The organism is Micromonospora sp. NBC_01699, assembly GCF_036250065.1.
Lineage (GTDB): Bacteria > Actinomycetota > Actinomycetes > Mycobacteriales > Micromonosporaceae > Micromonospora_G.
The window spans coordinates 1,493,685-1,513,284 of record NZ_CP109199.1 but is presented as its reverse complement, the minus strand read 5'-3'; the positions used below and the strand labels follow the sequence as shown (position 1 = coordinate 1,513,284).

Sequence of the window (19,600 nt, the reverse complement as noted above, 5' to 3'; positions counted from 1 at the left end):
GAGGGGTCCGAACCGGTACGTGATCCAGATCGGGTCGCGGACGTGGTGACATCTCAGCCGACCGGCACCAGGAACGCCAGCAGCAGATAGGCGACCGGTACGGCGAACAGCACCGAGTCCAGCCGATCCATCAGACCACCGTGTCCGGGCAGCAGATTGCTCATGTCCTTGACGCCGAGATCCCTCTTGATCATCGATTCGGCCAGGTCCCCGAGAACCGCCGCTCCCGACACCGCCACCCCGAAGACGGCCCCCCAGAGCGGGTTCACGTCGAACAGGAGCGCGAGCAGCAGGGCACTGCCCCCGGCCGCCGCCAGTACCGACCCGGCAAAGCCCTCCCAGGACTTCTTCGGGCTGACCGAGGGAGCCATCGGGTGCTTGCCGAACATCACCCCGGCGGCGTACCCGCCGGTGTCGGAGAGCACCACCCCGACGATCGTCACCACCACCCGCAGTGGCCCGTCGGTGGGCTCGGCGGCGAGCAGCGCGGCGAAGCCGCCCAGGAACGGCACGTACACGGCGATCAGCGTGGCGGCGGTAAGGTCCCGTTGGAAGCCCGCCGGTCCGTCACCGAGCCGCCACACCAGGGTCGCCAGCACGGTCACCAGCAGCCCGAGGCTGAGCGCGTCCGGGCCCGCGAACCAGGCCAGTCCCACCATCAGCACGCCACCGACCAGCAGCGGCACCAACGGCGGCTGCGCGCCGCTGCGGCGTACGGCCTGGGTCATCTCCCAGATGCCGACCCCGACGGCGCCCGCGACCACCGCGAGGAACGCGAGCGGGAACACGACGAGCGGTACCACCACCGCCGCGCCCAGGCCGAGTCCGACGCCGATCGCCGCCGGCAGGTTGCGCCCGGCCCGGCTGTTCGCCGGCAGGGTGGCGGGCCGTCCCCGGCCGGCTCGACGGCGCCCGGTACGGGGACGCGGGCCGTCCGGCTCCTCCTCCGGCTCGGGCCCCGGCGGATCCTCGGCCGGGCCGACCGAACCGACCGGGCCGGGCTCGACGTGCTCGGGCCGGGTCCAGCCGTGCTCGACCTGCTCCGGCCGGAACTGCCGGGGATCGCGGTACTCGTCGCCGGGCTGGTTGGGGTGGCCCGGTGGGGCGACCAGATCCTGCTGGTCGAGGCCACGGATCGGAGCCCAGCCGATCGGGTCGGTGAGCCCGTTCGGGCCCGCGTCGGCCCGGTCGTCGCCGCCCGGAAAGCCGCCACCGGGATCCGCCGGCCGGTACGGGTGCGCGTCCGGCCGATCCGCACCGGCGTACGGGCCGGCGTAACCGTCCCGGCGGGCCGGCGCGTCGCCGTGCCGGTACCCGGACACGGGCGCATAGCCCGGCGGATCGGCAACGGCCTCGGGCGCGACACCGGGGTGCCGCGCCCGAAGTCGAGGCTCCTCGGGAGCATCCGGCCAGTACGGGCCGGCTGTTCCGTCCTGGCGCTGCCGGCCCTGGGGGTCGGCGCTGCCGCTGGGGTCGAGGTAGGACATCAGACCTCTAGCAGCTCGGCTTCCTTGTGCTTGACCAGTTCGTCGACGTGGGTCGAGTACTTCTGGGTGAGGTCGTCCAGCTCCTTCTCGGCGCGGCGCCCCTCGTCCTCACCCGCCTCGCCGTCCTTGACGATCCGGTCAAACTCCTCCTTGCCACGGCGGCGGATGTTGCGGATCGCCACCTTGGCCTCCTCGGCCTTGTTCCGCACCACCTTGATCATTTCCCGGCGCCGCTCCTCGGTCATCTGCGGCAGCAGGATGCGGAGCTGGTTGCCCTCGTTGCCGGGGTTGACGCCGAGGTCGGAGTCGCGGATCGCCTTCTCCATCGCCTGGAGCTGCGACGCGTCGTACGGCTTGATGATCGCCATCCGCGGCTCCGGTACGCCGACCGAGGCCATCTGGGTCAACGGCGTCGGGGTACCGTAGTAGTCGATGATGATCTTGGAGAACATGGCCGGAGTGGCGCGCCCGGTGCGGATGGCACCGAACTCCTCCTTGGCGTGCTCGACCGCACGTTCCATCTTTTCCTCGGACTCAAGGAGAGTGTCGTCGATCACCTGCTCCCTCGCCTCCCTCTACTAAGTCGTTAGTCGTGTCGTTCCCGGCATCGGCCGGGCCCTTGCCCGCGGTCCCGGCTCACGCCGTGTCCTGTTCGATGGTCCCGACTCACGCCGTGCTCTGCTCAATGGTCCCGGCTCACGCCGTGATCAAGGTCCCGATCCGGTCGCCGCCGACGGCGCGGATGATGGTGTCGTCGCCCTCGGCGCCGAAGACCAGCATCGGCAGGCCGTTCTCCTCACAGAGGCTGAACGCGGCGGCGTCGGCGACCCGCAGCCCGCGCCGTAACACCTCGGAGAAAGTGATCTTGTCGAACTTGCTGGCCGTCGGGTCGGTACGCGGGTCGGCGGAATAGACCCCGTCCACCCCGTTCTTGCTCATCAACACCACGTCGGCACGAATCTCCAGCGCCCGCTGGGCGGCGACGGTGTCGGTCGAGAAGTACGGCATCCCGGCGCCCGCGCCGAAGATCACCACGCGGCCCTTTTCCAGGTGCCGGATCGCCCGCAGCGGAATGTACGGCTCGGCCACCTGGGCCATCGTGATCGCGCTCTGCACCCGCGTCTCGATGCCCTCCTTCTCCAGGAAGTCCTGCAACGCGAGGCAGTTCATCACCGTACCGAGCATGCCCATGTAGTCGGCCCGTGCCCGGTCCATCCCCCGCTTCTGCAACTCGGCGCCGCGGAAGAAGTTCCCACCGCCGACCACCACGGAGACCTGCACCCCACGCCGTACGACGGTCGCGATCTGCCGGGCGATGGCCTGGACCACGTCGGGGTCGACCCCGATCGCCCCGCCGCCGAAGACCTCGCCGGAAAGCTTGAGCACCACCCGACGGGCCCGGCCGGGCGGTGGCGCCGTGGGGTCGTCCGCCGCCATGGTCCGGTCACTAACCACCTGCGTCATCCGACCCGCCTCTCTTCCGCGGACATCCCGCCCGCTGCCCCGTCGCCGCACCTGCCGCTGCCGACCCTATGTGACGAGGAGGCCGCGGTGCCTGTCATGTACACCGGCGGCCTCCCCGTGGTTTGTCTCAGTCCCGTCACCGGCCCGAACCGGCGGTGGGATCCGCTCAGGCCTGGCCGACCTCGAACCGGACGAAGCGGGTGACGGTGATGCCGGCCTCAGCGAGCACCTGCTTCACCGTCTTCTTGTTGTCGGTCACGGACGGCTGCTCGACCAGGACGAAGTCCTTGAAGAAGCCGTTCACCCGGCCCTCGACGATCTTCGACAGGGCGGCCTCCGGCTTGCCCTCCTCGCGGGCGGTCTGCTCGGCGATCCGCCGCTCCGACTCGACCGTCTCGGCCGGCACCTCGTCGCGGGTGACGAAATTCGGCCGCATCGCCGCGATCTGCATCGCCGCGCCGCGCGCGTCCGCGTCGGCCGCCTCGTCCGACTTGCCGGTGTACTCGACCAGCACCCCCACCGCCGGCGGCAGATCCTGCGCCTTGCGGTGCAGGTAGACCGCGACCGTGCCGTCGAGTACGGCGAAGCGGTTCAGCACCAGCTTCTCGCCGATCTTCGCCGACTGCTCCTGGATCAGGTCGGCGACGTTACGGCCGTCGAGCGTCGAGGCGAGCAGACCCTCGGCGTCGGTCACGCCCGACTGCACGCCGTGCTCGACGAGCTGCTGCGCCAGGGCGATGAAGTCCTCGGTCTTGGCGACGAAGTCGGTCTCGCAGTTGAGTTCGAGCAGCGCCTTGCCGGAGTGCGCGACCAGGCCGTTCGCGGCGGTACGTCCGGCCCGCTTGCCGACGTCCTTGGCGCCCTTGATACGCAGCAGCTCGATGGCCTTGTCGAAGTCGCCCTCAGCCTCGGTGAGCGCCTTCTTGGAGTCCATCATGCCGGCGCCGGTCAGGTCGCGGAGCCGCTTGACATCCGCAGCGGTGAAGTCTGACATGACTCTCTCTTCGATGTTTGGGACAGCGATTGATGATCTACTAGAGGGATAACCCGGATCCGGGCGCGCGGTGTCCGCGTCAGCGCCTGGGCCAGCCGGCGCGCGCTCGGGCCAGCCGGCCGCGGTGTGCGGCCGGCCGACCCGGGCGGCAGGTCACTCAGCGGCAGCGGCAGCCGGCTCGGCGGCCTTCGGCTCCGAGTCGTCGGCCTTCTTCTCGGTGTCCTCGATCAGTTCCCGCTCCCACTCGGCGAGCGGCTCGTCGGCGGCCACCACACCCGGCTCCGGCTTCTCGTCGTTGCCACGGTGCTTGCCCGAACGGGCGATCAGACCGTCGCCGACCGCGGCCGCGATGACGCGGGTGAGCAGCTCGGCGGAACGGATCGCGTCGTCGTTGCCCGGGATCGGGAAGTCGACCTCGTCCGGGTCACAGTTGGTGTCGAGCACCGCGATCACCGGGATGCCCAGCTTGCGGGCCTCGTCGACGGCGATGTGTTCCTTCTTGGTGTCGACGACCCAGATCGCGGCGGGAACCTTCGTCATGTCCCGCAGACCACCCAGCGTCCGGGTGAGCTTGATCTTCTCCCGGGAGAGTTGCAGGGTCTCCTTCTTGGTATAACCCGCGGCGGTGCCGGACAGGTCACCCAGCGCCTCCAGCTCCTTCATCCGCTGCAACCGCTTGTAGACCGTCTGGAAGTTGGTCAGCATGCCACCGAGCCAGCGGTGGTTGACGTACGGCTGGCCGACCCGGGTCGCCTGCTCGGCGATCGCCTCCTGGGCCTGCTTCTTGGTGCCGACGAACAGGATGCTGCCGCCCTCGGCGACGGTCCGGCGCACGTACTCGTACGCCGTCTCGATGTATTCGAGCGTCTGGCGCAGGTCGATGATGTAGATGCCGTTGCGCTCGGTGAAAATGAAGCGCTTCATCTTCGGGTTCCAGCGGCGGGTCTGGTGCCCGAAGTGGACGCCACTTTCCAGCAGCTGACGCATGGTCACTACAGCCATGGTGGGGTGCTCCTTCAATGTCCCTGGTTGTCACGCCGGGCCGGTCGGCCTGGCGTCCTGGCACCTGGTCGGCGGCCATGGTGGGCCCAATCAAGATCGGGACCAGGGGGCCGTCGTCCCACGGGCAACCGTGGAAAGGGCGCGCGAGGTCGACCGCACGGGCGGTCGCCAATTGCCAAGTGTACGCCCCACGCCCCCCGCCTCCGCACAAGCCCGGCAAGCGGGACGGTCGCGGTGACACCGGTGACGCCGGTGACGCCGGTGACGGCGAGAGCGCCGGTGACGAGCCGGCACGTCATGTTCGGTTCGCGGCCGGCCGGTTCGCGGCCGGCACCTACCGGTCAGCCGGCGGCGAGCCGGTCAGCCGGCACCGACCGGTCAGCCGGCGGCGAGCGCGGCGGCGACGAACAGGACCAGGCCGATGGTCAGGTAGGCGGTGGGCGGGCGCAGCCACACCCTGGCCGGATCACCGATCGCCGCCCCGCCGGTCAGCAGCGCGTACAGGCCGGTGGCGAACGCCGGCAGACCGAACGCGAAGAATGTGCCGGAGATGACCCCGCCGGGCGATACCGGCCCGCCCAGTGCCCCGTCCACCAGGATCCGCAGCGCCGGCACCTCGAAGATCACCACGAGTACGGCAAGGAGCAGCGCGACGGCCGGGCGACGGGTCCGGTACACCCCGTCACCGGAGAGTCCGCCGCCGGCGCCGATCCGGCGCGGACCGTCGGCCGGCTCGCCGTACAGGCCGCTGGGCTCGACGACGGGCGGGAACTCCGCCACCGGCGGAAGGTCACCGGGCTGGACCGGGATCATGACCATCGGCCCGGTCGGCAGGTGCAGTGCGCCGGCGGCCGGCTCCACCGGCGGGGACTGCTGGGCGGTCCGGCCGGCGGTGACGATCGGATAGCCGGACAGCGGCGATCGGTCCACTCCGGCCGTGGCTCGGGCCGGCTCGGTCGCGCCCCGCCCACCGTCGAGCAACGCGTCGGCCGATCGGCCGACACTCTCACCCCGGCCAGTGCCCTCACCCCGGCCGACGCTCTCACCCCGGCCGACGCTCTCACCCCGGCCGACGCTCTCACCCCGGCTGGTCGGAGCATCCGGGCCGCTCCGGCCCGGCTCGCCCGCCTCCCGGTCGGCCCGGTCGGTGGGGGCGGGCACGGTGTCCGGCCGTACCCGGACCGCTTCGAGCGGGTCGCGGCCCAGGTCGAGCGGGTCGGCGTACCGGTCGACGGGGGCGTACCGGTCCGGCTCGTTGCGGAACCGGTCCGGCTCGGCACGGAACCGGTCCGACTCCCCGGTGAACCGGTCGGTGTCGGCGGTGAACCGGTCCGCGCCGCCCGGATAACGGTCCCGGTCGGAGTCGACGTCGACAATGAGCCGGTCCGAACCGGCACCGAACCGGTCGGAGTCGACGTTGGCGGAGTGCCGGTCCGAGCCGGCAGCGACGCTGGAAGCGTGCCGGTCCGGACCGGCACCGAACCGGTCGTTGTCGGCGGAGCGGCGGGTGGAGCCGACGGGATAACGGTCCGCCTCGGCCGGGTAGCGGTCGGTCAGCGGGTCGGTGGTGGCGGCGGCGTACCGGCCCTCCCCGGGCGAGCCCGCACGCGACTCGGCGGCCGGGTAGCCGTCCGCCGGGTAGCGCGCCTCGGCGGCGGTCCGCCAGTCCGACTCGGGATATCCGCGCTCGCCGGCGTACCAGCGCGGCTGCTCCTGGTCCTCGGGGAAGTTACGTTGTCCGTCCACGAACGGGCACCGTAAACGACCCGCCCGAGCCGGCGCCAATTAGATGACCTTGATGCCCGGCTTGTCGCCGGCTTTTGCGTTCCGGCCGACGCGCCGCTTTTTATCCGGCCTGCGGTGATTCCGGCTACCCGGCCCGCTACCCGGCCCACGACGATTCCTCCTATCCGGCCCGCTATCCGGCCCACGGCGATTCCTCTTGTCCGTGCCGGGGCGGTTCTCGGAAACGCGTCGGGGCGGGTGGCGGCGGACCGGCCGCCGGGGCGGGCCGAGCCGCCGCTTCCGCACGTGACGGAGGTCGCTGCGCGTACCGCTCCGTGGGCGGACCATCACCGGTATGACGGTTACCGAGGAGTTCGCCCTGGCGGAGATGTTCCGTCGCTTCGCCCGGCACGAGTTCCGCGGTGTCTCGCCCCGGTACGAGTATCTGTCCGAACTGCTCGCCGATCGGTCCGACCTGTCCGGGCCGCTGCGCGCCGCCGGCCCCGGCCAACGGCGGGCGATCCTCTACTTCGCCGCCGTGCAGTATCTGCTCCGGACCACCGCGGCGGGACATCCGCTGGCGGCGTACCTGCCGACCCTCGGTGGTGGCCGGGGAGTCGACGACGGGTTGGGCGTCGCGTTCGCCGACCTGGTCGGTGCGTACCGGGACGAACTGACCGGGTTGTGTGGCAGCAGGACCACCCAGACCAACGAGGCCCGCCGGGGTGCGGTGCTGCGGGCCGGTTTCGGTCGGGCGACCGGGTACGCCGAGGGCCGCCCACTGCACCTGGTCGAGCTCGGCACCAGCGCCGGCCTGCTGCTGATCAGCGACCGGTACGCCTGCCGGTACGTCGGACCGGACGGCCGCACCGAGACGTACGGACCGACCGGGGTCCCGGAGGCGCTGACCATGACCGTCGGCCTGCACGGCCCCGGTTGGCCCGAACCGGCCGCCGCCGAGCTGACCATCGCCGACCGGGTGGGCATCGACCTCGCCCCGATCGATGCCGCCGACCCGCAGGCCACCGACTGGTTGCGGGCCTGCGTCTGGCCGGAGCAGACCGAACGGCTGGCCCGGTTGGAAGCCGCGCTCGCCGAGGTGGCCCTGGTCCGGCCGCGACTGGTCGCCGGGGACATCGTGGCGACCCTGCCCACGCTGCTGGAGCAGGTGCCGGACGACACGGTGCCGGTGGTCTTCGCCTCGATGGCGCTGACCTATCTCGACCGGGCCGACCGGCTGCGGCTGGCCGCGATCCTGGCCGAGGTCGGTGCCCGGCGGGACCTGACGGTGGTGCTCAACGAGGCGTCGGCGGCCGGTGCCGAACTGTTCCTCGACCGGCGACCGGCGGCGGCCGGGCCGCCCGGGGTGCTCGCCGCCGCGCTGCTCACCGTGGTCGCCTGGCGGGACGGCCGGGCCGGCGTCGAGGTCCTGGGCCGCACCGGCGGGCACGGCGACTGGTTGGAATGGCACCCCATGACGTACGCGTACGCGCCGCCTTCGGCCTGACCGGCGGCGGTCGGGCGCATAGCACAGCAGTGGCTTGATCGTCCGGCCGTCCACAGGGCGTCGCCTCGTCCACAGCCTCCCGGTCGACGGCAGCGCCGTACGGCCGGTCCGGTCACCCTCGACGGATGACGCTGGAACGGAAAGCGGTCGGCGCGTACGGCGAGCGCTGTGCCGTACGGCACCTGGTGGCGAGCGGTCTGCGGGTGGTGGACCGGAACTGGCGTACGCCGGCCGGCGGGCACGGTCCGGCCGGGGAGATCGACATCATCGCCTGGGACGGTGCCGTACTCGCGTTCTGCGAGGTGAAGACCAGGCGCGGCGGCACCTTCGGCCCACCCGCCGAGGCGGTGGTCCCGGCGAAGGCGCGGCGGTTGCGGCGGCTGGCCGCGCGGTGGCTGGAACAGTCGTCGGCCCGTCCGGCCGAGGTCCGCTTCGACGTGGTCTCGGTGTTCGCGCCACCGCGCGGGGCGGCGCGGGTGGAACACCTCAAGGGGGCGTTCTGAGCCCCCGGCCGGTCAAGCCCCGGCCGGTGAGCCACGCCGACCAGCGGCACGGCCCACCGGCGCCGCACGACCCACCGCCGCGCCACGACCCACCGCCGCGCCACGACCCACCGCCGCGCCGCACGACCCACCGAGGCGGCACAGCCTTCCGGCGGGGCGTTGGTCAGCCGGGGTTGGCGGCGTTCCAGTCGACGAGTTCGGGCGAGCGGTTGGTGATGATCCCGTCCACCCCGAGGCCCTTGAGCTGCTGCCACTGGCCGGCCGAGTCGACCGTCCAGACCATCAGCGCCACCCCGGCGGTGTGCAGGTTGGCGATAACGGCCGGACGGGCGGTCAGCGCCGCCACCGCCGGGTTGTACGCGGTCAGGTGGTACTGCCGGGCGATCGCCACCGGGTCCGCGTCGAGGGTGCTGCGCAGCAGGCCGAGCGGGATCTCCGGGGCCAGTTGGTAGCTGTAGGTGAGGGCGCTGGTCTCGAAGCTCTGGATGAAGACCCGGTCGGTCATCTGCTCGGCCCGGATGATGTCGATGATCCTGGCGACCTGGGCTTTGCTGTGCGCGCCCTTGATCTCCAGCAGCAGCTTTCCGCCCCGCGTGCGCAGGTCGACCAGTTGCTCGGCCAGCGTCGGCAGCCGTACGCCGGCGAACTGCGGGCCGAACCAGGAACCGGCGTCGAGTTGCTTGAGTTGGGCGGCGGTGAGGTTGCGAATCGCACCGGTGCCGTTGGTGGTGCGGTCGACCGTGCTGTCGTGCATCACGAACGGCACGCCGTCCTTGCTCGGCTGGACGTCGTTCTCGATCCACTCGGCCCCGTTGCGCCGGGCGACGTCCTGCGCCACCAGGGTGTTCTCCGGCGCGACGGCGCAGGCGCCCCGGTGGGCGATGACGGTCAGCGGCGCACCGACCGGCCGGATGTACGGGTTCGGCGCCAGCTCGGTGACCCTGACATTGTCGAACGACACGGTGGCCCCGTTCACGATCAGCGCCTGCACTCCGCCGGCCGAACGCTGGAGACCACTGGTCCGCAGCACCTCCCGGCCGGCGAAGAACCAGCGTGCGTTGATGCCGTGCACCTCGGCGGCGATGCTGATGTCCCGGCCGGTGCCGGCCGCCGAGGGTGCCGCGGCGGTGTTCGTCACGTTCCACGTGTTCGCCGTGGTGAGCTGGGCGAACTCCAGCCCGTTGGCGGCGGTGCTGCCGCTGCGCAGGGTCGCGATCCACCACGGCGGGGTGCCCGCGGCCGGTACGTCGAGCCCGAGCGCGGTCCATCGGGTCGCCTCGGCCACGGACTCGAACCGGACCGTCGCCTCCAGCCGGAAGTCGTTCAGGTGCCGCCCGAAGGTGATCTTCTTCGAACCGCTGCCGGCGGCGCCGTACAGTCGGCCGTTCTTGACCGTCCAGTCACCGTCGACGGCCCGCCAGCCGGCGGGCAGACCGCCGGTGTCGAAGTTCGCGGAGACGACGACGCTGCCGGGCGCCGCGGCGGCCGGCGTGCCGGTGTCGACGGCGCTGAGGGTGCCGACCGAGGCGGCCAGCGTCAACAGGCCGACGACGACCCGGCCGGGGGTGGTGACACGGGCGGGCGCGGGGCCCGATCGAGTGAGGACCATGACTGGGCACGGTAGGGCGGACGGGGGAACAATCCACCCGATGTCAATGACGAGTACGGAAATCAGGGATGTACGCCTCATCGCCCCCGAAGCGGCCGATCCCCAGCGGAAGCGGACCCGGGCTGCTCGACGACACCGGCGTACGGGTTAGAGTGCCGGGCGTCATGACGACCACCGCCACCACCACCGCCGCCACTGACCGACCACTCAGCAGGCTGCCGTCACTGACCGGTCTGCGGTGGGTCGGCGCCATGCTGGTCTTCGGCTTCCACGTCGGGACGATGCGGGTCATCGCCGAGCCCGACTACCACGCCGTGGTCAGCAAGGTGTTCACCCTCGGCCTGTCCGGGGTCCAGTTCTTCTTTATCCTCAGCGGTTTCGTGCTGGTCTGGTCGGCCCGACCCGGTGACAGCCCGGTCGGGTTCTGGCGTCGCCGGGCCGCGAAGATCTTCCCCAACCACGTGGTGCTGTGGGCGGCCGTGCTGCTGCTCGGGCTCTACTGGGCGGACCCGTTCAACCTGAAGGTCGCGCTCACCAACCTCTTCCTGGTGCAGGCGTGGAACCCGACGCCGGGCTGGTTCTACAGCGTCAACACGGTGAGCTGGTCGCTCTCCTGCGAGCTGTTCTTCTACCTCTGCCTGCCCCTGGTGCTCCCGCTGATCCGCCGGCTGCGCCCCTGGGTACTGGTCACGATCATCGTCGCGATGCCGCTGCTGATCCTCTCCCTCTGGCCGGGGCAGCTGCTGGTGCCGGAGCCGGACCGCTGGTGGTTCACCCAGGTGTTCCCGCTGGTACGTTCGCTGGAGTTCTGGATGGGCGTGGCGGCGGCCGAGCTGATGGTGCGCGGCCGGTGGCGCGGGCCGAACCTGAAGATCGCCACCCTGATCTTCGTGCTGACCTGGGTGGTCGCCACCCAGTGGATCCGCGCCGAGCTGTGGACGACACTGCTCGCCGCCGCGTACATCCTGGTGATCGCCGCAGCGGCCGAGGCGGACGTACGCGGCACCTGGTCGCCGTGGCGGTCCCGGCCGATGCGCTGGCTCGGCGAGGTCTCCTTCGCCTACTACCTGGTGCACGTGTTCGTGGTCACCAGCGTGCTGCGGGCCACCGACCACCTGAACGGCTTCCCCGGCTGGTGGGGACCGGCCGCGGCGGTCGGGTTCCTGCTGCTCAACCTCGTCCTCGCCGGCCTGCTGTACCGCTTCGTGGAAACCCCGATGATGCGCCTGCTCGGACCCCGGCGGCGGCCGGCGCCACAACCACCAGCGACGACGGCCCGTGTACCGCGTCAGCCCGGCCCGGCCGACCGGCCCGCCAGCCCGACCACGCCCGACAGCCGAGCCACGCCGGACAGCCGAGCCACGCCGGACAGCCGAGCCGGGACCGACAGCCCGGCCGGGACCGAGGCGGCCGACGCGCCGGCCCGGACGTAGTGGCCGTCCGGGGCGGGCGACCGGTCACCGCGGTTCGGCGGGGGTGGCGGCCGGCCGCCACATGGGCTGTACGCCGGGGCCGTCCGGCAGGGTAATCGGGCCGCCGAGCGCCCGGAACCCGTGCCGCTCGTACAGCCTGCGGTTGCGCGGCGAGCTGGCCTCCAGATAGGCGGCGACTCCGGCGGCGTCGGCCCGCGCCAACTGGTGGCTGAGCATCGCGCCGCCGAGGCCGCGCCCGCGATGATCGGGTACGACCACCATCTGTTGCAGGTACCAGTGCGGTTCGCCGCGCGGGTGACGCCGCCGGGTCAGCTCGTGCACGAGGGCCATCCGGGGCGCGTACTCGCCGTACGCCCGGGCGAGGAAGGCGCTCAGCTCGGCGGGGTCGGTGCCGACGGGATCGCCGTTGTCGAACTCCCACAGGGACAGCCCGGCGATCACGCCGGAGTCGACCTGCGCGACCAGGACCTCACCGGTGGCGAGCACCCCGTGCACCCAGGCGAGGGTCTGCTCCGCACCGGAGGTGACCCGATCCCGGCGGGCCCGCTCGTCGGGAACCACCCAGGCGAGGACCGCCTCGTCCAGGCTCGCCACCGCGAGCGCGCTCGCGACCGTCGGCGCGTCGTCCGCCCCGGCCAGCCGTACGGTCAGACTTCCGGACATGGTGTCCCCCTCCGGCATTGGGAGAAGTAAACCCGGATCGCCCCACGATGGACACCCCGTCGGCGGCCCTGACGCCCGGTCCGTGACAAGGACCGAGCTTTATTGCGAGAAGGTGGCAACAACGGCATGCTCTGGATCATGTCGACGCCCGATGCCCGCCCGCCGATCCGGCGATCCCTGTTCGCGCACGCGCCGATCCGGCTGAGCCCGCAGGCGGTGCTCCGACAACTCCTCGACCGGGTCGACACCGACACCCCGACCGCCGGTCCGGACGGGCCGATGGCGCAGCTCGAACGGCGGCTGGCCACCCTGCTCGGCAAGGAATCCGCGCTGTTCTTCCCGACCGGGACGATGGCCCAGCAGGTCGCGCTCCGGATCCACGCCCAGCGTCGCGGCGTACCCACCTTCGCCGCCCACCCGCAGACCCACCTGGATACCTGGGAGGCACAGGGCTACCAGGTCGTACACGGGTTGCGGTTCCACCCGGCCGGTGACCGCCACCGGCTGATGACCGGCGCGGACCTCGACGCGATCGGTGAACCCCTGGCGGCGGTGCTGTGGGAGCTGCCACAGCGCGACATCGGCGGTCAGCTGCCCGAGTGGGACGACCTGCGCGCGCAGGTCGAGGCGGTACGGGCCGGCGGGGCGGCAACGCACCTGGACGGCGCCCGGATCTGGGAGGCGCAGACCTACTACCGGCTGCCGTTCGACGAGATCGCCGGTCTCTTCGACACCGTGTACGTGTCGCTCTACAAGGCCCTCCAGGGCGTACGCGGTGCGGTCCTGGCGGCCGACGCGGCGACGATCGCGGAGGCGGCGGTGTGGCGTACCCGGCTCGGTGGGGCGATCGCCGACGCCTGGCCGCTGGCCCTGGCCGCGCTCGCCGGGCTCGACACGCTGCTGCCCCGGATGCCGGCCTACCGGGATCACGCGATCGCGATCGCGGCGGCGATCAACGCCGACGGGGTGGCGCTGGCCTGGCCGGACCCGCCGCAGACCCCGCTGTTCCACGTGCACCTGCCGGCGGGCGGTCCGGCGGTCGAACGGGCCGCAGCGGCGATGCTCGCCGAGCACGGCGTCCAGCTCTTCGGTCGGATCCGGTCCGCGCCGGATCCGACCAGGTCGAGCTTTGAGGTCACGGTGCACGAGAACGCGATGGACTTCACCCCGGCCGAGGTGGTCGAGCTGCTGCGCGAACTGGTGCTGCGCGCGGTCCGCGAACGCTGACCCACGCCGGCGAAGCAGCCTAGCCGGCGTCCGCGGCCACCGCCGGGCCCTGCACCGGTACGGGGTGCCGACTCAGGATCGACACCCGGTTGAACGAGTTGATCGTGATCGCCGCCCAGCTCAGTACGGAGATCTCGTCGGCGGTCAGCACCGAGGTGACCCAGGCGTACTCGGCGTCGGTGATCCGCTCGCCGGCCACCAGGGTCGCCCCCTCGGCGAGCATCAGCGCGGCCCGCTCCCTCGGCTCGAACAGCTCGGTCTCCCGCCAGACGGTCAGCACGGAGAGCCGGTGCGTGGTCTCGCCCTCGGCGAGCGCTCGCGCGGTGTGCAGTTGCAGGCAGTACCCGCACCCGTTGAGCTGCGAGACCCGGATGTTGACCAGTTCGAGCAGGCGACGGCTCAGGCCGAGTTCGGTGGCCTGGGCCCGTACCTGGACGGCGACCGCGGTGAGCGATTTGAAGATCGCGGATGACTGCTTGTCGAGATAGAGGCGGCGGGCCGGCGGCACCTATGCACCGATCCGGGCGAGCAGGTTCGGGGTGACCGGGTCGATCAGGTCGTCAAACTGGTGGTGCCGACCGAGGTACGACTTCACGAACGGGCAGATCGGCACGATCCGCAGCCCGGCGGCGCGTACGTGGTCGAGTGCTCCGCCGACGAGTCGGCCGCCCAGCCCCTGGCCGCCGTACTCCTTGTCGATCTCGGTGTGGAAGAAGACCCGTTGGCCGTCGTTGTCGAAATACCGGGCGAAGCCGGCGACCGCACCGGCGACGGTGATGGTGTACCGGTGCCCGGCCTCGTCCAGCTCGACGGTTGGTTCGGGGTTGGTGTTCGTCATGGACGTGCCTCGTCTCCGGGGAAGGGTCGGGGGGCTCAGGGGCGGAGCTTCAGCCGGCCGCCGGGCAGGGGCGGCGCCGGGATGAGCTGTTGCCAGTCGGCGGGAAACGGCCCGTACGGCCGTTCACCGCTGCCTTCGTCGTGGGTGCCGAACGCCTGCGCCTGCCACCGGTCGCGGTATCCGACAACCTCCTCGTGCGTACGCCCGATGAAGTTCCACCACATGATGATCCGCTCGTTCAGCGGTTCGCCGCCGAGCAGCAGGATCCGGGCCGGTCCGGACTCGGCGGTGATGGTCAGGCTGGCCGGTCCGAGTTGGACGAAGAGCAGCTCGGACTGGCCGACGTCGGCACCGGCGACGGTCACCCGCCCGTCGTCGACCAGGATGCCGTGTTCGAAGGCCGGGTCCACCTCGATGGTCACCGTCGCCCCGGCGTCGAGCCGCAACTGCGCCCCGAGCAGGCGGGTGGCCGTACGCACCGGGGAGGTCGACCCGAGCAGGGAGCCGACGAAGACGCTCACCCTGGCACCGGCGATGCTGACCGGCTCGGGTGCGTAGTGCTCGAACCGGGGTTCGCTGTGCCGCTCGTGCTCGGGCAGGGCGATCCAGAGCTGTGCCCCGCGCAGCACGGTGGTGTCCGGGGTCGAGAACTCCGAGTGCGCGATGCCCCGACCGGCGGTCATCAGGTTCACCTCGCCGGGCCGGACCGTACGGACCGAGCCGACCGTGTCCCTGTGTTCGATCTCCCCGTCAAAGAGCCAGCTCACGGTCTGTAGCCCGGTGTGCGGGTGGCCGTGCACCGCCATCCCGCCAGACTCGGTCACGTCGTCCGGGCCGTAGTGGTCCACGAAGCACCAGGCGCCAATCAGCGACCTGGCCCGTTGCGGCAGGGTCCGGCGTACGTTCAGCGCCCGCAGCCCGCCCAGCGGCACCAGCCGTGGTTCCAGGATCTGGAGCCCCTCCGGCCCGGACTCGCAGGTGGTGAACTCCGGATCGGCCTCGGTGGTGCTCACGTACGTCCTCCAGCCTCCGGGCGGCGCGCGGATCTCCGCCGTCAACCCGCCGAGCCTAGCCCGCGTCGGGGACCACCGACACGGTCCCGTACAGCACCTCGACCAGGCCCGGTGGGTCAGGGCTTGTCGTGTGGGAGGTGGTCGGTGGCCCAGCGGGAGATCTCGGTGAGCACCGGGATGAGGGCCAGTCCGCCCGAGGTCAGCTCGTAGGAGACCGACACCGGGGGCCCGGCTTCCACCGTACGGGCGACGAGACCGACCTCGGTCAACTCGGACAGCCGGTCGGAAAGCACCGAATCGCTGACACCCTCGACGGCTCGGGACAACTCACGGAATCCGGCCGGTCCACTGCGCAGGCTGCCGAGCACCAGCGCACTCCACCGCTTACCGAGTACGCCGAAGGCACGCGCCAGGGCCGCGTCGGCCCGGTCGCAGGCTCCCGCCTCGGCGTGGTTGACGGCCCTGGTCATGCCACCAAAGCTAGCAGATCCGCTGGCGCTATGCTTTTCGAAGCGGCTAGCCTTACCGAGAAACGCGCACATCCTTAGCACAACGAGGGCATGATCGTCCGACCGTCCACAGGCGCTCCGGTTGTCCACAGGAGCGCTGGCGCGGGCTACCGGTGACCGCGCGAATCGGTCACCGTCCCTGCCATGACAACCGCTCGACCAGCCGCACTCGCCCGCCTGGGATCCCCGTCGGCCACGCAACCGTCGCCCCGCGTTCGTGGTATGCCAGTCCAGCGCGTCGGCCGGCATCCCCACCCGCCCGAGGCCGAGCCCTGCGGGTCGCGGTGAGCTACGCGAAGGTGCTCTGCGTCGGCCTGGTCGGGGTGACCGGGCACCTGGTGGAGGTCGAGGCCGACCTCGCCCCCGGACTGCCCGCCGTCGTCCTGTCCGGCCTGCCCGACACCGCCCTCAACGAGGCCCGCGACCGGGTACGCGCGGCGATCGTCAACTCCGGCCAACACTGGCCCAACCGTCGGATCACGGTCAACCTGCTCCCCGCCACCCTGCCCAAACACGGTTCGGGATTCGATCTCGCCATCGCGGCGGCAATGCTCGGCGGCTCCGGCGAACTGCCGCTGGCACCGCTGGCGGACGTGGTGATCCTCGGTGAACTGGGGCTCGACGGGACCGTCCGACCGATCCGGGGCGTACTGCCGATGGTGGTGGCCGCGGCACGAGCGGGGATCAGTCGGGTGGTCGTACCGGTCGAGAACGCCGCCGAGGCTGCGGTCGTACCGGGAGTGCGGGTTCGGGCGGTGGACAGCCTGCACCGGCTCGTCGCGTACGTCCGGGACGGGGTGGGGCTGCTCGACCCGCCACCGCGCCGGACCGCTCCACCCGTGTCGGGGCCGGACCTGTCCGAGGTCGCCGGTCAGGGGCTGGGTCGGCGGGCGGTCGAGGTCGCCGCCGCCGGTGGACACCACCTGGCGCTGCTCGGCCCGCCCGGTGCCGGCAAGACGATGCTCGCCGAACGGCTCCCGTCGATCCTGCCCGAACTGGACGACGACACCGCCCTGGAGGTGACCGCGCTGCACTCCATCGCCGGCCTCCTGCCGCCGGGCGGGGAACTCGTACGCCGGCCGCCGTTCCAGGCCCCGCACCACACCGCGACCGTACCGGCGATCGTCGGGGGCGGATCGGGGCTGGCCCGTCCCGGAGCCGTCTCACTGGCCCATCGGGGCATCCTGTTCCTGGACGAGGCGGCCGAGTTCCAGTCGCGGGCACTCGACGCGCTGCGGCAACCGCTGGAGCACGGTCGAGTGGTGATCAACCGGGCCAGGGGTGGCACCGAATATCCGGCCAGGGTGCAACTCGTACTCGCGTCGAATCCGTGCCCGTGCGCGAAGCCCGCCGGGGACACCCACTGCGAGTGCACGCCGTTGGCCCGTCGGCGGTACCTGTCCCGGATCTCCGGCCCGCTGCTGGACCGGATCGACGTACAGGTGACGCTCAGCCCGTTGGGCGCGGCCGAGCTGATGGACAGCGGCGAGTCGAACGAGTCCTCGGCCGAGATCGGCGCTCGGGTCGCGGCCGCCCGAGCCGCGGCGACCGCCCGCTGGGCCGGGCTCGGCTGGAAGGTCAACGCCGACGTACCCGGACCCTACCTACGCCAGGCCCGCTGGCGGCTGCCGGCGGCCAGCACCGACACGCTGCGCCGGCGACTGGACCGGGGATCCCTCTCCGCGCGGGGCTTCGACCGGATCATCCGGATGGCGTGGACCATCTCCGACCTCGACGGGCGGGACCGGCCGGGCGCCGACGACGTCGCCGAGGCAACCAACCTGCGAACCATGGAGACGTCATGAGCATCCCGAGCCGGATCACCCCGGCGGAGCCGATCCACCCGCTTCCCGGCCCACTCCAACCGGCGACGGATTCGCCGCCACCGCCCGACGAGTTGGCCGGGGTCAGGCTGGCCCGGGTCGCCCTGACCTGGCTCGCCGAACCGGGCACCTGGTCGGTCTACCGGCTGGTGCGGGAGTTCGGGCCGGTCGGCGCGCTGGACCGGGTGCTCGCCGGTGACGTACCGGACCGGCGGTTGCTGGCCGCGGTGGCGGCCCGGCGGGCGGCCGGTGACCCGCACGAGGTTGCCGCCGCCGCGATCGCGCACACCGGGCGGCTCGATGCCCGCATCGTCGTACCGGAGGACGACGAGTGGCCGCCGCAGGTCCGTGACCTGGAACTGCTGTCGCTGGCCGCCGCCGAGCGCAGAATCGACCAGGACACCGCGCCACCGCTGGCCATCTGGGTGCGCGGACAATGGCCGCTGGCCGAGACGCTCGACCGGGCGGTCGCCGTCGTGGGTGCCCGAGCCGCCACATCGTACGGCGGTTACGTCGCCACCGAACTCGGCTACGGACTGGCCAACCGGCGGTGGACCGTGGTGTCCGGTGGCGCACACGGCGTCGACGCCGCCGCCCACCGGGGCGCACTCAACGCGGGCGGGCTGACGGTGGCCGTACTCGCCTGCGGGGTGGACCGGCCCTATCCGGCGGGCAACAGTTCGCTGTTCGACCGAATCGTGGAGACCGGACTGCTGATCAGCGAGTGGATGCCGGGCGCCGAGCCGCTGCGCCACCGGTTCCTGATCCGCAACCGGCTGATCGCGGCGGCCACCGCCGGAACCGTGCTGGTCGAGGCCGCGGCCCGCAGTGGTGCCACCCAGACGCTGCGCCGTGCGCTGGCCATCAACCGGCCGGCGATGGTCGTGCCCGGCCCGGTGACCTCCGCGATGTCCGTGGGCGCCCACGAACTGCTCCGCGAACATCCGCGCACCCGGCTGGTGACCGGCGTGCCACACGTACTCGAAGAGGTCGGCCGGATCGGCGCGGACCTGGCCCCGCTCGCCCGCGCCCCCCGCCAGCCCCGCGACCTGCTCGACGACGAATCGGCCCTGGTCCTCGAAGCGCTCCCCCGGCGGGGCGCCCTCGGCCCGGACGAGCTTGCCGCCCGCGCCGGCCTGGACATCCGGCTCACGCTGCGCAAGCTCGCCCTGCTCGAAGACCTCGACCTGATCGTCCGCCGCGACGGCGGCTACGCCATCGCCGCCCCGTCCCCGCGCCCGACCACCACCGCCAATTGATACCGGCGGCCTGTGACCTCTGCCTCCGGGTACGGGTGCCGGTCAGGCCCGGCTGCCGGCCAGGGTCTCCAGGTAGTGCGGGTTGTACATGATGCCGAGCACGTTCCCGAACGGGTCGACCACGGAGGCGGTGACGAAGCCCGACGGACGGTCGACGCGGGGCTCGTACTCCTTCGCGCCCATCGACGTCAGCTTCTCCAGCGCCGCCGTCACATCGTCCACGTGCCAGAACAGGACCGCGCCGCCGGGCCCGGACGCCGCCGCCCCGCCGGGCCGGTAGCGGCTGTCGATCAGGCCCAACTCGTGCTGGTAGTCGCCGAGCCGGAACTCGCGGTATCCGGGCTGGCCGTCCGGGCCGGGGAACTCGTAGTACGGCTCGATGCCGAGCAGTTCGGCGTACCACCGCGTCGCCGCGTCCAGGTCGTCGGCGAAGTAGGTGACCGTGGCCATGCCGCGCAGGATCGGGGTGCCGCTCATGGTGAACCCTCCAAAATTGCTGGTCAGTTGCGTTTCCCTGGTGCTGTCGTGGACGCTACCCACCATT

The 19,600-nt window shown here is 71.9% G+C and carries 19 protein-coding genes; 6 read left to right on the top strand and 13 right to left on the bottom strand.

The features are described 5' to 3' along the window. Positions 1–53 precede the first annotated feature (53 nt). From OG792_RS06850 to OG792_RS06825, 6 genes are all read right to left on the bottom strand, one after another. Positions 54–1,487, bottom strand: a complete 1,434-nt coding sequence (locus tag OG792_RS06850; RefSeq protein ID WP_329108378.1) for a phosphatidate cytidylyltransferase — start codon at positions 1,485–1,487, stop codon at positions 54–56. Continuing rightward, positions 1,487–2,044, bottom strand: coding sequence for a ribosome recycling factor (gene frr / locus OG792_RS06845; RefSeq protein ID WP_329108377.1), 558 nt, complete (start codon positions 2,042–2,044; stop codon positions 1,487–1,489). The genes OG792_RS06850 and frr overlap by 1 nt, the downstream gene beginning before the upstream one ends. 139 nt (positions 2,045–2,183) lie before the next feature. Continuing rightward, positions 2,184–2,951 carry a UMP kinase gene (pyrH, locus tag OG792_RS06840; protein ID WP_329108376.1) on the bottom strand — a complete coding sequence of 256 codons (768 nt, stop codon included), beginning with the start codon at positions 2,949–2,951 and terminating at the stop codon, positions 2,184–2,186. A 166-nt stretch (positions 2,952–3,117) separates the two neighbouring features. After that, a complete protein-coding gene (gene tsf / locus OG792_RS06835) occupies positions 3,118–3,945 on the bottom strand; it encodes a translation elongation factor Ts (protein ID WP_329108375.1) in 828 nt (275 codons plus the stop codon). Between the two features lie 153 nt (positions 3,946–4,098). Continuing rightward, the gene (gene rpsB / locus OG792_RS06830; RefSeq protein ID WP_329108374.1) at positions 4,099–4,947 is read right to left on the bottom strand and encodes a 30S ribosomal protein S2; all 849 of its coding nucleotides are present in this window, start codon (positions 4,945–4,947) and stop codon (positions 4,099–4,101) included. Between the two features lie 378 nt (positions 4,948–5,325). Next, positions 5,326–6,693, bottom strand: a complete 1,368-nt coding sequence (locus OG792_RS06825) for a hypothetical protein (protein WP_329108373.1) — start codon at positions 6,691–6,693, stop codon at positions 5,326–5,328. Between the two features lie 334 nt (positions 6,694–7,027). Between OG792_RS06825 and OG792_RS06820 the strand changes: the two genes are divergently transcribed. Beyond that, positions 7,028–8,179 carry a DUF2332 domain-containing protein gene (locus OG792_RS06820; RefSeq protein ID WP_329108372.1) on the top strand — a complete coding sequence of 384 codons (1,152 nt, stop codon included), beginning with the start codon at positions 7,028–7,030 and terminating at the stop codon, positions 8,177–8,179. 125 nt (positions 8,180–8,304) lie between these two features. Beyond that, positions 8,305–8,682 (top strand): YraN family protein, encoded by a 378-nt coding sequence (locus OG792_RS06815; RefSeq protein ID WP_329108371.1) that lies wholly within the window; start codon positions 8,305–8,307, stop codon positions 8,680–8,682. 163 nt (positions 8,683–8,845) lie between these two features. Here OG792_RS06815 and OG792_RS06810 read toward each other — a convergent pair whose 3' ends face one another. After that, positions 8,846–10,291, bottom strand: a complete 1,446-nt coding sequence (locus OG792_RS06810; protein WP_329108370.1) for a glycerophosphodiester phosphodiesterase — start codon at positions 10,289–10,291, stop codon at positions 8,846–8,848. Between the two features lie 164 nt (positions 10,292–10,455). On the opposite strand from OG792_RS06810, the gene OG792_RS06805 reads away from it, so the two are divergent. Continuing rightward, positions 10,456–11,724 (top strand): acyltransferase family protein, encoded by a 1,269-nt coding sequence (locus OG792_RS06805; protein ID WP_329108369.1) that lies wholly within the window; start codon positions 10,456–10,458, stop codon positions 11,722–11,724. A gap of 24 nt (positions 11,725–11,748) precedes the next feature. On the opposite strand, the gene OG792_RS06800 is transcribed toward OG792_RS06805, so the two are convergent. After that, positions 11,749–12,387, bottom strand: a complete 639-nt coding sequence (locus OG792_RS06800) for a GNAT family N-acetyltransferase (RefSeq protein ID WP_329108368.1) — start codon at positions 12,385–12,387, stop codon at positions 11,749–11,751. Positions 12,388–12,525: 138 nt separating this feature from the next. Here OG792_RS06800 and OG792_RS06795 point away from each other — a divergent pair, with 138 nt between their 5' ends. Next, positions 12,526–13,614 carry a threonine aldolase family protein gene (locus OG792_RS06795; RefSeq protein ID WP_329108367.1) on the top strand — a complete coding sequence of 363 codons (1,089 nt, stop codon included), beginning with the start codon at positions 12,526–12,528 and terminating at the stop codon, positions 13,612–13,614. A 19-nt stretch (positions 13,615–13,633) separates the two neighbouring features. Here the strand turns inward: OG792_RS06795 and OG792_RS06790 are convergent, their stop codons facing one another. From OG792_RS06790 to OG792_RS06775, 4 genes are all read right to left on the bottom strand, one after another. Beyond that, positions 13,634–14,122 (bottom strand): carboxymuconolactone decarboxylase family protein, encoded by a 489-nt coding sequence (locus tag OG792_RS06790; RefSeq protein WP_329108366.1) that lies wholly within the window; start codon positions 14,120–14,122, stop codon positions 13,634–13,636. Further along, a complete protein-coding gene (locus tag OG792_RS06785) occupies positions 14,123–14,452 on the bottom strand; it encodes a GNAT family N-acetyltransferase (protein WP_329108365.1) in 330 nt (109 codons plus the stop codon). A gap of 35 nt (positions 14,453–14,487) precedes the next feature. Further along, positions 14,488–15,465, bottom strand: coding sequence for a pirin family protein (locus OG792_RS06780; RefSeq protein WP_329108364.1), 978 nt, complete (start codon positions 15,463–15,465; stop codon positions 14,488–14,490). Positions 15,466–15,581: 116 nt separating this feature from the next. Continuing rightward, entirely contained in the window at positions 15,582–15,935 is a 354-nt protein-coding gene (locus OG792_RS06775) for a winged helix-turn-helix transcriptional regulator (RefSeq protein ID WP_329108363.1), read from the bottom strand. A 323-nt stretch (positions 15,936–16,258) separates the two neighbouring features. Between OG792_RS06775 and OG792_RS06770 the strand changes: the two genes are divergently transcribed. Beyond that, the gene (locus OG792_RS06770; protein ID WP_329108362.1) at positions 16,259–17,779 is read left to right on the top strand and encodes a YifB family Mg chelatase-like AAA ATPase; all 1,521 of its coding nucleotides are present in this window, start codon (positions 16,259–16,261) and stop codon (positions 17,777–17,779) included. Then, positions 17,776–19,056: a DNA-processing protein DprA gene (locus OG792_RS06765; protein WP_329108361.1), complete on the top strand. Its 1,281-nt coding sequence runs from the start codon at positions 17,776–17,778 to the stop codon at positions 19,054–19,056. Before OG792_RS06770 ends, OG792_RS06765 begins: the two co-directional genes overlap by 4 nt. Before the next feature lie 42 nt (positions 19,057–19,098). Here the strand turns inward: OG792_RS06765 and OG792_RS06760 are convergent, their stop codons facing one another. After that, complete coding sequence (locus tag OG792_RS06760) at positions 19,099–19,533, bottom strand: VOC family protein (protein WP_329108360.1); 435 nt, start codon at positions 19,531–19,533, stop codon at positions 19,099–19,101. Between the last annotated feature and the right edge of the window lie 67 nt (positions 19,534–19,600).

Coding starts and splice junctions, on each gene's coding strand:
- OG792_RS06805 (WP_329108369.1), top strand. CDS start 10,456: ATGACGACCACCGCCACCACCACCGCCGCCACTGACCGACCACTCAGC.
- OG792_RS06795 (WP_329108367.1), top strand. CDS start 12,526: ATGTCGACGCCCGATGCCCGCCCGCCGATCCGGCGATCCCTGTTCGCG.
- OG792_RS06775 (WP_329108363.1), bottom strand. CDS start 15,935: ATGACCAGGGCCGTCAACCACGCCGAGGCGGGAGCCTGCGACCGGGCC.
- OG792_RS06810 (WP_329108370.1), bottom strand. CDS start 10,291: ATGGTCCTCACTCGATCGGGCCCCGCGCCCGCCCGTGTCACCACCCCC.
- OG792_RS06765 (WP_329108361.1), top strand. CDS start 17,776: ATGAGCATCCCGAGCCGGATCACCCCGGCGGAGCCGATCCACCCGCTT.
- pyrH (WP_329108376.1), bottom strand. CDS start 2,951: ATGACGCAGGTGGTTAGTGACCGGACCATGGCGGCGGACGACCCCACG.
- OG792_RS06815 (WP_329108371.1), top strand. CDS start 8,305: ATGACGCTGGAACGGAAAGCGGTCGGCGCGTACGGCGAGCGCTGTGCC.
- tsf (WP_329108375.1), bottom strand. CDS start 3,945: ATGTCAGACTTCACCGCTGCGGATGTCAAGCGGCTCCGCGACCTGACC.
- OG792_RS06800 (WP_329108368.1), bottom strand. CDS start 12,387: ATGTCCGGAAGTCTGACCGTACGGCTGGCCGGGGCGGACGACGCGCCG.
- rpsB (WP_329108374.1), bottom strand. CDS start 4,947: ATGGCTGTAGTGACCATGCGTCAGCTGCTGGAAAGTGGCGTCCACTTC.
- OG792_RS06850 (WP_329108378.1), bottom strand. CDS start 1,487: ATGTCCTACCTCGACCCCAGCGGCAGCGCCGACCCCCAGGGCCGGCAG.
- OG792_RS06760 (WP_329108360.1), bottom strand. CDS start 19,533: ATGAGCGGCACCCCGATCCTGCGCGGCATGGCCACGGTCACCTACTTC.
- OG792_RS06820 (WP_329108372.1), top strand. CDS start 7,028: ATGACGGTTACCGAGGAGTTCGCCCTGGCGGAGATGTTCCGTCGCTTC.
- OG792_RS06785 (WP_329108365.1), bottom strand. CDS start 14,452: ATGACGAACACCAACCCCGAACCAACCGTCGAGCTGGACGAGGCCGGG.